Genomic DNA, 12,910 nt, shown 5'->3' on the forward strand with positions numbered 1-12,910 from the left:
TCAAACTGTTATTCACCAGACCATCTTCGTGGTCAAGCGCTTCAAGTAACGTAAAGGTGTATTGACCTAAATTGGTATCCGAGAAGCTAATAGTAAAGACGTTAGCTTCAACATCCGACGCGTCTTTAACAAAACCGATGTAATCGCCAGCACTGTTAGGATCTTCTTTTAGCTGAACCGCCAAGTTGTTTGACGTTAACGTACCTAGAGTATTGAACTCTGTTGGCTCGATACGGAACGACTCAACATCGTCACTCTCATGAGTAAACTGAATGACTTTGGTGTCACTGACCGCAGAGTTCGATGGATCAGAGCCATCGGCTAGATTCTTTTCAGATAGTGAGATTGGCGAAATGACATCAATGGTTGGAACATCACCGTCCTTAATCGTAAGTGTCACTGTTGAGGTAAGAACGTCGTCATCACCATCGTTTGACGTCACAACGATATTTTTAACGATATCGCCAACCGAATGGTCTAAATCTCGGTTTGGCTCAAAGCGCACTTCCCCTTGAGTCGTAATAAACAGTGAGCCTTCGGTGAAGGTAAACTCTTGCTCGGTCGCATCATTCGGGTCTAGAGAGTAAGCGGTGCCGTCATAGGTAAATTGAGTCACGCTCGCGCCATCGGCACTCGCGGATGTTAATACATCGAAAACGGATGTCGTTGGCGTGCCTGCAGCCAAGTCAGCAACGGTAGGCTCTTCAATCGTCAGATCACCACTTGCCATCACTTGAACATCATCAGTAATCGTCACCGATAGCGGTGACATTAACGAGTCATCACCATCGGTATCAACCGCGTAAACTGGCAAGTTAAATGTTAGGTCGTTATTGCCTTGAATTGGTGTGTGGTCAATCGCTTCCAGAAGAGTGAAGGTGTATTCACCCAAAGTGGAACTGCTGAAATCGAGAGTAAACACCGTGGTTTCGACATTCGAAATATCGGTCGTGAAGCCAATATAATTGCCAGAGCCTGTTGGTTCTTCTCGAATCTCAATGATCAAGCCGTCTGACTTGAGCGCGTTGTTAGTATTAAACTCACTTGGTTCTAAACGGAATTTCTCAACATCGTCGCTTTGATTAGTGAACGAGATGGTTTCTGTTTGGCTAACCGCACTACCACTTGGCAATGAGCCATCAGCGAGATCCGCTTCTTTAAGTGATACGCTCGGCACCGCATCAATAGTCGGATTGTCACCATCAGTAATGGTCAGCGTAATGGTTGAAGTCACCGGGTCGTTATCAAAATCGCTTGAAGTCACGACAATCGACTTCACGATATCTTCACTAACTGAGTGGTCTAGATCGCGATTAGGTTCAAAGCGCACTTCCCCTTCAAGGGTGATATAAAGCTCACCTTCAGTGAAGCTGAACAGCTGTTCACCAGTGTCATTCGGATCAAGTGTTCGTAGTTGACCGTCATAAGTGAACTGAGTGATCGTCGCGCCATCCGCACTCTGATTTGGCATCACATCAATAGTGTTGCTTGTGATCGTACCATCAGCCAGATTTGGCTCAGTGATATCTAACGTACCGTCTTGCATGATTTGAACATCATCACCGATGGTCACATTCAGTTGCGAAACCAATGAATCATCGCCGTCTGTGTCAACCGCATAAACAGGTAGATCGAAGCTCAGATCGTTATTATCTAAACCATCCGCATGGTCTAACGCTTCAAGTAAGGTAAAGGTGTATTCACCCAAAGTACTTGTAGAGAAAGTAATCGTGAATACAGGAACTTCAGCGTTCGAGCCATTAGTAATAAAACCGATGTAAGTCCCCGGATTAGCCGAATCTTCTTTTATCTCGACCGCAAATCCATTCGATTTAAGTGCACCGCCCACATTGAACTCGGTTGGCTCAATACGGAAACTCGCAACATCATCACTTTTATTGGTGAAGGTAATCGTCTCTGTTTGGCTTACTGCACTGCCGCTTGGTGAAGAACCATCTGCAAGATTCGTTTCAGAGAAAGTGACACTTGGCACCGCATCAATGGTTGGGATATCACCGTCAGTAATGGTCAGAGTGACCGTTGACGTCACCACATCGTTATCTAAATCGCTTGAGGTCACCACTATCGACTTGACGATATCTTCGCTAACCGTGTGGTCTAGATTGCGATTTGGTTCGAAGCGTACTTCACCTTCAATAGTGATGAACAACTCACCCTCTGTGAAGCTAAATTGCTGCTCACCTGTGTCCGTTTGATCCAGTGTTCGAACTTGACCGTCATACGTAAACTGAGTGATCGTCGCACCATCGGCACTTTGTTCTGGCATCACATCGATGGTATTGGTTGTCACTGTGCCGTCTGCAAGATTTGGTTCAGTGATATCTAACGTACCACCTTGCATGATTTGAACATCATCACCAATGGTCACGTTAAGTTGAGACACCAACGAGTCATCGCCATCGCTATCGACCGCGTAAACCGGTAAGTCGAAACTCAAATTATTATTTGCGAGGCCATCTACATGGTCTAGTGCTTCAAGTAAGGTGAAGGTGTATTGACCTAAATTGGTATCCGAGAAACTAATCGTGAACACATTGGTTTCAACATTCGAACCATCAGTAACATAACCGATGTAGCCGCCCGGTGTGGTTGGGTCAGCTTTCAGCTCGACCGCTAATCCGTTTGATGTGAGAGTGCCGCCAAAATTGAACTCAGTCGGTTCAATACGGAAGCTGGTCACATCATCACTTTGAGTGGTGTAAGTAATAGTTTGAGTTGAGCTAACCGCGCTACCGCTTGGTGCAGAGCCATCACTCAGATTGGTTTCCGACAAGTTCACAGTTGGCACATTATCAATGGTCGGAATATCACCATCGGTAATGGTCAGCGTGACGGTTGAGGTAAGCACATCGTTATCGGAGTCACTAGATGTCACCACGATTGATTTCACAATGTCTTCGTTCAGCGTGTGGTCGAGATTGCGGTTGGGCTCAAAGCGCACTTCGCCTTGAAGCGTGATGAATAGTTCGCCTTCAGTAAAACTGAATTGCTGTTCACCATTGTCATTCTGATCAAGGGTTCGTAGTTGACCGTCATAAGTAAACTGAGTGATCGTCGCGCCATCAGCACTCTGATTTTGCATCACATCAATGGTGTTAGTTGTTACCGTACCATCTGTTAGATTGGGCTCGACGATATCTAACGCACTATCTTGCATGATTTGAACATCATCACCGATAGTGACATTTAACGGAGACATCAGTGAATCATCGCCGTCACTGTCTACCGCATAAACAGGCAGATCAAAGCTGAGCTCGTTGTTACCACGGGCATCTTGATGGTCCAACGCTTCAATGAGTGTGAACGTGTATTCACCTAATATGGTGCTAGAAAAACTCAGCGTAAATACCGTGGTTTCGACATTCGTCGCACTAGTAGTAAAACCAATGTAGTCACCCGACCCTGTCGGCTCTTCACGTAACTCAACAGCTAAACCGTTCGATTTAAGATCATCGTTAGTATTGAATTCCGTTGGTTCAATTCGGAAACGAACCACATCATCACTTTGGTTGGTAAATGTGATGGTTTGAGTGGAGCTCACCGCGCTGCCACTAGGAGCGGAGCCATCAGTCAGATTTGTTTCAGAAAGGGTTACGCTTGGAATAACGTCAATCGTAGGGTTATCACCATCAGTAATCGTCAGCGTTACGGTAGAAGTCAGAGAATCGTTATCGAAGTCACTTGAAGTCACCACAATCGACTTCACGATGTCTTCGCTCGTTGTGTGGTCTAAATTACGATTTGGCTCAAAGCGTACTTCTCCTCCAAGAGTGATATATAGCTCGCCTTCCGTGAAGCTAAATTGCTGTTCGCCTGAAATGCTTTGATCCAGTGTGTTTACGACACCGTCATAAGTAAACTGAGTGATTGTCGCGCCGTCAGCACTTTGCGTTGGCATCACATCGATCATATTGGTCGTTACAATACCACCAGCCAAATCAGCAACATTCGGTTCAACGATATCTAATGTGCCGTCTTGCATGATTTGAACATCATCACCGATGGTCACATTCAGTTGCGAAACCAATGAATCATCGCCGTCTGTGTCAACCGCATAAACAGGTAGATCGAAGCTCAGATCGTTATTATCTAAACCATCCGCATGGTCTAACGCTTCAAGCAAAGTAAAGGTATATTCGCCCAAAGCACTTGTAGAGAAAGCAATCGTGAATACAGGAACTTCAGCGTTCGAGCCATCAGTAATAAAGCCTATGTAAGTACCTGGATTAGCCGAATCTTCTTTAATCTCTACCGTAAACCCATTGGACGTCAGAGCACCACCGACATTGAACTCGGCTGGTTCAATACGGAAACTCGCCACATCATCACTGCCTGCAGTAAAGGTAACCGTCTCGGTAGCGCTGACCGCACTTCCGCTTGGAGAAGATCCATCAGCAAGGTTGGTTTCTGAGAGAGTAACAGGCGGGATCAAATCAATGATTGGATCTTGGCCGTCAGTGATACTTAGCTCAAGCGATGAAGTGTCAGTGTCTCCATCACCATCTTCAGCTAAAAACGAGAACTGTTTGACGAGAGTTTCACTGCTTGAGTGGTCGATATCACGAGCGACTTCAAAACTAAAATCGCCATTTAGTGAGATGGTTACAACACCCTCAGTAAAACTGAATGTTTGAACAGCATCTGGCAGCAAGCTCTGATCTAGTGAGTAATCAACACCATCATAGTTAAACGATTGAATTGTCGAGCCATCAGCGCCTTCGAAGTTGAACAGATTATACGAAACAATGGTATCGCCCGCTAAAGTCGGTTCCGTGACTGACTCAACTTTATCAACTAGCTCAACAACATCATCTGTGACATTAACGAGAATCTCTGCGGCTTCTGGTGTACTCGAACCGCCAGATAGTGCAGAACGATCTCCATCCGCATCAACGGCATAAATTGGAAATGCAAAAGTTAGCAGCGCATCTTCAGCGCCTTGATGAGAAAGTTCTTCATAAAGATTAAACTCATAGTTCCCCAATGACGGGCTATCGACTTTAACGTCAAAGACCGTAATTCTCGAACCATTGACCTCAACATAACCTTCGTAAGTTCTTACACCGTTGGTTTCATCAACCAACTCGAGTAGCACCGCCTCGCCATTTGAAACTAAGCTGCCACCGGTATTAAATTCTGCCGGTTCAAGTTCATAATGGTCGATGATGTCACTTTCAAAAATATCCGCGGTAATACTGCCGCTGCCAGACACTGCCGCCGTGCCCTCTTGTGAGCCGCCAATGATGCCTGCTTCATCGACACTAATACTGTCAACATTGGTAATGACTGGGCTATTGCCATCAGAGATAACAATGTTGATGTTATTGGTTACAACATCTTGGTCGAAATCGGTAATAGTTATAGGTAAATCGAACGTCAGTGAATCGGTACCCACTTGTTCTATTGGATTAAACTGCTCGAATTTATAAGTACCATCGGTATCTAGCGAGATAGTAAGAACAACCTCACCTCGGCCTTGAATGGACAAAGTGATCGTTGTCCCATCATCAGATAGCCTTGCAAGCGTATTTTGATTATCGCTGAGCAACCCATCAAACTGGTCCAGTGCACCAGCATCAAATACAGCTGATTGAAGATTATCACTACCAATATTGGAGAACGTTCCTTCAATTGCTGCACTGATAGTTTCTACGTTACTGATATTCACACTTTCAGCAGACGGATCGCCCCCATCAACCACGGCAACTTGCGCATTAATTGGTGTTGCTAATGGGTTTCCGGCGGTGTCTTCACCTTGAATATCAAAAGTGATGTTAATTTGATCGCCTGTATAGGAAACCTGACCGCCACCAACAGACGTTACGTGATCAATTGGTTGAGAAATCGTTGTGGTCAATGAAAGCTCAGCGTTGTTTCCAACACTAACAACATCGATGTCGATGCGTAATACTTCATCGGTGCCTTGAACACCAATGATAGAGTTCGTCGCCGCATCATAAGTAAACGTAACGGGTTGACCACTTGAAGTAATATCACTGTTTAGCTCTGTGAGTAGCGAAGCGAGAGACAGTGCTTCTGGAACAAAAGAATCAGGGGAGAGCGCTAAACTACCAGCAATGATAGTTTCTGTCGTCGTGATAGATTGAGGATAAGTATTATCAGATATCGAGCCTTCAGTAAGAGCTTCACTGATTGATTGGTCGCCTGATGAACGAGTGATCGACCTGAACTCTTCTCTGTCTTCATCAACCGTTTGTTCTGCTAGACCAGCGGTTTCAAAGAATGTCGATGGCTGAGTCTGTGTGTAGTTGTAATCAATAGTGACAAAGCCGGAGTTTGCAGAACCTTGTCCAGCACCAGCGGCCGTTGCCTCTAGGATTTGAGTCGGATCGGCACCACCTAAAATGGCTTCTTGAATTGCAGCAAGGTCGTCTTCGGTGAAGGTTTCTGCGTCCGCTTGCTGTAAGTCAAAATTAACCTCACCGGCTATTGGGGCGTCTACCCATGCAGCATTTTCATCAATACAACCGACACAATTCTCTGCAACTGGAATTGAATCATTCTGCACACCTAATACAAGTTCTGACTTGTTGGCCGTAATCACGATCTCATTTTCACGGATGATATCGCCAATTGAAATTTTTCTTGCGCTGCCGTCTGGCTTAACGACCACAACATGTCCACTAACTGCCTCAACTACAGCAACCTGGCGTGAAACTTCGATATCCATATATCCCCCGTAGTCACAAAACACTGCTCTCGAGCGCTGTGAAAATTATTGGTAATAACAATTTCAGGTTTCACTTGAATACATACTTAGCTCTCATCAATGACAATCCATTGTTACGCCTAACTGGCCTGAAATGAGAAAGTATTCACCTGTTTTTTTATAGTTTACTTACTCTTAAGACTAGTCTTCCCCATAAAAAATGCCATGTCTGTGCTAAGAGGCGCCTTTTCACAAACCGAGGGATTCTTGTTGGAGTTTGAATAACTTAGTTAAAAGTTAGTATGGTATTGATTTATATGCAAATAAATTCACAATATAATTACACCTCATTATTTATAATATATACAGCAATAAAGTTGATAAATCATTAGCAAACATGGGGTATTGATTGAGGCTTTCTATACGTCAACAGTAAAGCAGAAGTAATTACCATTTGTGAGACAATAACCAGAGGATAGGTGGTGGAGTTTGTATCAAAAACAATAAAATAAGTTGCATAAAATGTATATGTCGGAATTTTAACCAACTGATAAACAACAGCTCCCCTCTTCAATTTGGTCACAGGTTGTTTTCTGGAAGTGACAAAAAAAAGCCCACTAAGTTGAAACTTAGTGGGCTTTAAAATCAGTATGTAGCGTTACGCTTTTAACAATCAAACACTATGATTTAGCGAGGCGATTTGCCGTCCAAACATAAAGCAGCTCAAGTGCGATAGTTGCACCAGCCAATGCTGTAATCTCACTTTGGTCATACGCTGGAGAAACTTCTACAACGTCCATACCAACCATGTTGATGCCCTGAAAACCACGGATAATTTTCAGAACTTTATCTGAATTCAAACCGCCGCATACCGGAGTACCTGTACCCGGAGCAAAAGCAGGATCCAGACAATCGATATCAAACGTTAGGTAAACTGGCTTATCACCAACAATGCCTTTCACTTGAGCAATGATCTCGTCCACGCTCATGTCGTTCGCTTGCATCGCGTTAATAACGTTAAAGCCGTGTCCTTCCTGCTTGTACTCTGTACGAATACCAATTTGCACTGAATGTTCAGGCGAAATTAAACCTTCATTTGGCGCATGGTAGAACATAGTACCGTGATCGTAACGACTGCCCTGACTGTAAGTGTCAGTGTGCGCGTCGAAGTGAATCAGAGCCATCTCACCGAACTTCTTGCCGTATGCTCTTAACAAAGGCAGTGTAATGAAGTGATCGCCACCTAAACCTAACAAAGTTTTACCACTGTTTAGAATCGCATCAGCAGCCGCTTCTAAACGCTGAGTTAAATCTTCAGCATCACCGCAATCAAACACAAGATCGCCAGCATCAATCACCGAGGTATGTTCAAATACATTGAAGTCCCAAGGAAATTTTTTGCCTTCCCACGCCAAGTTTACAGACGCACGACGAATCGCATCAGGGCCCATACGAGCACCCGGTCGACCAGACGTCGCCATATCTAACGGCACGCCCAACACAACCACATCAGCATCGTTATCAATTGGGTTCTGTACCAATGGACGACGCATAAACGTCATCGCATTGGAATACAGCGAGTAATCTGGTTTGGTAAATAGATCGTTCATTAAAAATCCTCAAGATAGGTGTAACCCATCAAGCCTTGCTCTAACTCTTCAAGTACGCTTTGCTGCTCTTGCGCTGGTACTTTCGCCGTTACTAATTCTTTGTAGTTCTGACGAATTAGATCCATATCGATATGAACGTAACGCATCATGTCTTCTACTGTGTCGCCTTCGTTGATGTAGTCAATGTTCGCTTCTCCGCTTTCATCAACATTCACCACAACACTGTGCGTATCACCAAATAGGTTATGCATATCGCCCAAGATCTCTTGGTACGCGCCTACTAGGAAGAAGCCCATTAGGTATGGTTCATCTGGGTTCCACGCTGGCACTGGCAATGTTGTTTCAATGCCTTGACCATCAACATACTGGTCAATCGTACCGTCAGAGTCACAAGTGATGTCCAACACCACAGCACGACGCTCATCCGCATTATCTAAACCGCTCAGTGGCAATACAGGGAACACCTGATCAATACCCCAAGCATCTGGCAATGACTGGAATAGTGAAAAGTTCACGAAGAACTTGTCCGCTAAACGCTCGCTCAACTCATCCAAAATTGGACGGTGGTAACGGTTCTTTGTGCTCATGCGAGTGCTAAGCTCGTAGTTAATACGCAAAGACATTTGCTCTGCCCAAGCACGATGCTGAAGATTCAGCATACCGGTCGCAAATTGGTTGTGCGCTTCTGCAATATCGCTCTGAGTGTCGTTATAGATCTCAATCAACGCACGGTCATCATTACCAACATCGAGCTCTAAGAAGTTCTTCCACATGTTGTTTAGCAACAGTGGTGCGTCTGCTTCTGGCGCAGCCATATCTTCCGGTGAGTAGCTTTCAGTACCAATCACGTTGGTGATCAACACAGCATGGTGCGCAGTCAGTGAGCGACCAGACTCCGAAATAATCACAGGTTGTGGCTGATTGTAGAGTTTACAAATATCCCCTACTGTCATCACGATGTTACGAGCGTACTCAAGCAAGCCGTAATTCATTGAGTTTGAAGATTGGCTACGCGTGCCGTCGTAATCGACTGCCAAGCCACCACCAACATCTAAGAACTTCAGTTGAGCGCCAATATCACGCAGTTCACAGTAGAAACGAGCTGCTTCACTCACACCATTTCGCACATCACGAATATTCGCCATTTGCGAGCCAAGGTGGAAGTGTACTAGCTCTAGAACATCCAGCTGGTCTTCTGCTTTCAAGCGTTCAATAACGGTCAATACTTGTGATGCAGACAAACCGAATTTCGACTTCTCGCCACCACTTGCTTGCCATTTACCTGCACCTTGAGATGCAAGACGAATACGTAAACCTAAACGAGGTTTCACGCCAAGCGCTTTCGCTTCAGAAAGAACAAGATCAAGCTCAGATAGCTTCTCTAGAACGATAAATACTTTATGACCCAGCTTTTCGCCAATAAGAGCAAGACGGATGTATTCTCTGTCTTTGTAACCGTTACACACGATCACCGAGCTCGCTTTTTGAGCCAGTGCCAATACCGCTAATAGTTCAGGCTTGCTGCCCGCCTCTAAACCAAGCTGCTTCTGCTCTAATTGAGCTTGGCTCGCTAAGATCTCGTCAACCACTTCTTTCTGTTGGTTAACTTTAATCGGGTAAACAAGTAGGTAACGGTTATCGTACTGATATTCGTCGATCGCTTGGTTGAATGCGTTACAGATATTGTGCACACGTTGATGCACGATTTGAGGAAAACGCACAAGAGCAGGCAAACCAATATTTCTTTGCTCTAACTGTTTTACGATCTTACTTAGTGGGACTTGATGATCCGTCTCGCTCGGTGAAACATACACCTCACCGTTATCATCAATTCCATAAAAACCTTGGCTCCAGTACTTTACATTATACTCAGCACGGATGCGTTCCAAATTAACCGAATTTTCCAATTCTAGAGACCTCACACTATAGGGCCATCGACAGAAGATACCTCTTTGGAATAGCGAGGTATAACCCAACAAAAAGCGTTCAAAAACGATTTGTTGGCTGCATTAACCGATATTATTAAGAGCGAGTCCAACCATTGATATTTGTGGTGACGATTACGTTTTTTTATCGACAGATCGACTTAAAATGACAGGTAAGGAATTACAAGGTTTTAGGGTAAAAAACAGGCTGAAGCGCATTAAATTAGGGAGAAAAAATGTGCAGAAACCAAAAGATTTTTAGTAAATTGAGTGAGGTTAAGTCAGAGTTGTGACAAATATAAGCACTTCACAATCTGAACTCTCGCTATCACCAACACAGCTTGTGTCCCGCGATTCGATGCCGATAAACACTTCATTCTTCCTACTAGAACTCGCTCACTTCAATGTTGTAACCGCTCAATTTTTGAACTTTTCTCGCGCATATCTTGTATTCGGTTCAATCTTCTTGTAATTTTAACTGACCAACCAATCGGTCAGCATTCGAATTTAGGGGATACTATGAGCCATAATCTAGACCTTGAACCAAACACGTCGAGCACCAACGACATGGATCAAATGTTCAACCGACAAAAAGATCACTACCGCAATAACGTTAATCCTACGCTTGAGCAGAGAAGAGAAAACCTCTCAGTATTAAAAGCGTTGTTAATGCGCTATCAAGAGCAATTGATTGAGGCAGTATCTGAAGATTATGGCCATCGAGCAAAGCACGACAGCTTGATTGCTGATATCACCCCTTCTCTTCACCAAATTAATTACAGTGATAAGAACCTTAAGAAATGGTTGAAGCCATCTCGTAGAAAAGCAGGCTTGATGCTAACACCAGCGAAGATCACTGTTCACTATCAACCGGTAGGCGTTGTAGGCATTATCGTTCCTTGGAACTTTCCTATAATGCTCTCTTTAGGTCCTCTCATCACTGCGTTAGCGGCGGGCAACACTGCAATGCTCAAGATGTCCGAGTTTACTCCTGCGACCAACCGAGTTTTGAAAACCATGCTGGCCGAAGGCTTTAGTGAAGATCAAGTCGCGATTATCGAAGGCGAAGCGGATGTTTCCGCTAAATTTAGCCAACTGCCGTTTGACCATATCCTTTTCACAGGCTCGACCTCTGTGGGTAAGCACGTCATGAGAGCAGCAGCCGACAACTTAACGCCAGTAACTTTGGAGTTAGGCGGCAAGTCTCCAACGATTATTGCTCCCGACTTTGATGTGGCTGACGCCGTTGAACGCATCCTGTTTGCAAAAAGCTTAAACGCTGGCCAGATTTGTGTGGCGCCCGATTACATCTTATTGCCGCGAGAAAAATCAGACGAGTTCATCACAGCCTATAAGCGTTATTTCAAGAAGCTTTATAAAGCCGGTATTGAGAGCAAAGACTTAACCTCAGTGATCAACATGCGCCAATACAATCGCTTGAAAGATGTCATTGAAGACGCACAAGCCAAAGGCGCGGTTATTTACACGGTAACCGAGCAAGCACAGGACGATGTGAACCACAGAATGACGCCACACCTTCTAACAGAAGTGAACGAAGATATGATCGCAATGCAAGAAGAGTTGTTTGGCCCTGTTCTGCCTATCGTGCCTTATGATTCTATTGAAGAAGCGATTAACTACATCACAACCAGAGAACGTCCACTTGCTCTATACCTGATGAGTCATGATAAACAGATCCAAGATCAGTTCTTATCGAACACGCATTCTGGCGGTGTTTGTATTAACGACTCTCTAGTACACGTGGCTGCAGAAGATGCGCCGTTCGGTGGCATTGGCCCTTCAGGCATGGGACACTACCACGGCATTGAAGGCTTCAAGACCTTTAGCCATGCCAAAACTGTTCTAAGTAGAGGAAAAATTAACTTCACCAAGTTAATGCACCCTCCTTACAACAACCCAATTAAAAAGCTTCTGTTCAAAGTACTTAATAGATGATTACGAAAAGACAAAAAATCCTAGATACTGCACTCCTGCTCTTCTCTCAACAAGGGCTAGAGGGCACATCTACCGGACAAATAGCGAAAACAGCCGGCGTGGCAAAAGCGACGTTGTTCCACCACTTCGAGAATAAATCTCTATTGATTGATGAACTGTTTCGCGAGCTGAAGCTAGAGCTATTCTCGACCCTTCAACCGCACACTGATGTGGCTGTAGAAGATCGCTACCAAACCTTTAAGTTCATGTGGATCACAGGAATTGAGTGGGCATTAGAGAATCCGGTTGCGATGAAGTTCTTCACCAATGTTCATTTCGACCCAACGACTCAAACTCGAGAAGTGATTGTTTCACAGATGTTCGCATCGCTAGACGAGATCATTTTGAAAGGGCAACAAGATGGTGAATTGATGGTGTTGGACATTAACCTTGTTAGACACTTCATTCATAGCCACTTTCTGATTTATGCAAACTGGCTGATTGAACAAAGCGAGTCTCCACCAGAGCAAACATCGAAGTACATCAACGATAGCTTTGATATGTGTTGGCGCGCCGTTGGTGGGCAAACCAAGTAGCTTTAGCTTTAAGCCCAAGGCTCTAAGCTCTAAGCTCTAAGCTCTAAGCTCTAAACCCTAAACCCTAAACCCTAAACCCTAAACCAAAAAATATAAATTCTAGATTCAATTTATTTCCAATAATGATCACTAAAGCGCCACACAGGCGCTTTA

Annotated in this window: 5 protein-coding genes; 2 read left to right on the plus strand and 3 right to left on the minus strand. The window is 44.4% G+C overall.

Annotated elements, in window-relative coordinates:
- The 3 genes from AB6F11_RS02950 to speA form a co-directional block, all read right to left on the minus strand.
- Positions 1–6,712: retention module-containing protein (locus AB6F11_RS02950; RefSeq protein WP_372163387.1), on the minus strand; the 6,712-nt coding region annotated here is incomplete at its 3' end.
- Between the two features lie 659 nt (positions 6,713–7,371).
- Positions 7,372–8,301, minus strand: a complete 930-nt coding sequence (gene speB, locus AB6F11_RS02955; RefSeq protein ID WP_102393429.1) for an agmatinase — start codon at positions 8,299–8,301, stop codon at positions 7,372–7,374.
- Positions 8,301–10,208 carry an arginine decarboxylase gene (gene speA / locus AB6F11_RS02960; protein ID WP_102393432.1) on the minus strand — a complete coding sequence of 636 codons (1,908 nt, stop codon included), beginning with the start codon at positions 10,206–10,208 and terminating at the stop codon, positions 8,301–8,303. The genes speB and speA overlap by 1 nt, the downstream gene beginning before the upstream one ends.
- 537 nt (positions 10,209–10,745) lie before the next feature.
- Here speA and AB6F11_RS02965 point away from each other — a divergent pair.
- Complete coding sequence (locus tag AB6F11_RS02965) at positions 10,746–12,182, plus strand: coniferyl aldehyde dehydrogenase (RefSeq protein ID WP_102393428.1); 1,437 nt, start codon at positions 10,746–10,748, stop codon at positions 12,180–12,182.
- Complete coding sequence (locus tag AB6F11_RS02970; protein ID WP_102393427.1) at positions 12,179–12,757, plus strand: TetR/AcrR family transcriptional regulator; 579 nt, start codon at positions 12,179–12,181, stop codon at positions 12,755–12,757. Before AB6F11_RS02965 ends, AB6F11_RS02970 begins: the two co-directional genes overlap by 4 nt.
- Positions 12,758–12,910: the final 153 nt, after the last annotated feature.

It is taken from the genome of Vibrio sp. 10N.247.311.14 (assembly GCF_041467715.1).
In the GTDB taxonomy this organism is placed as follows: Bacteria; Pseudomonadota; Gammaproteobacteria; order Enterobacterales; family Vibrionaceae; genus Vibrio; species Vibrio crassostreae_C.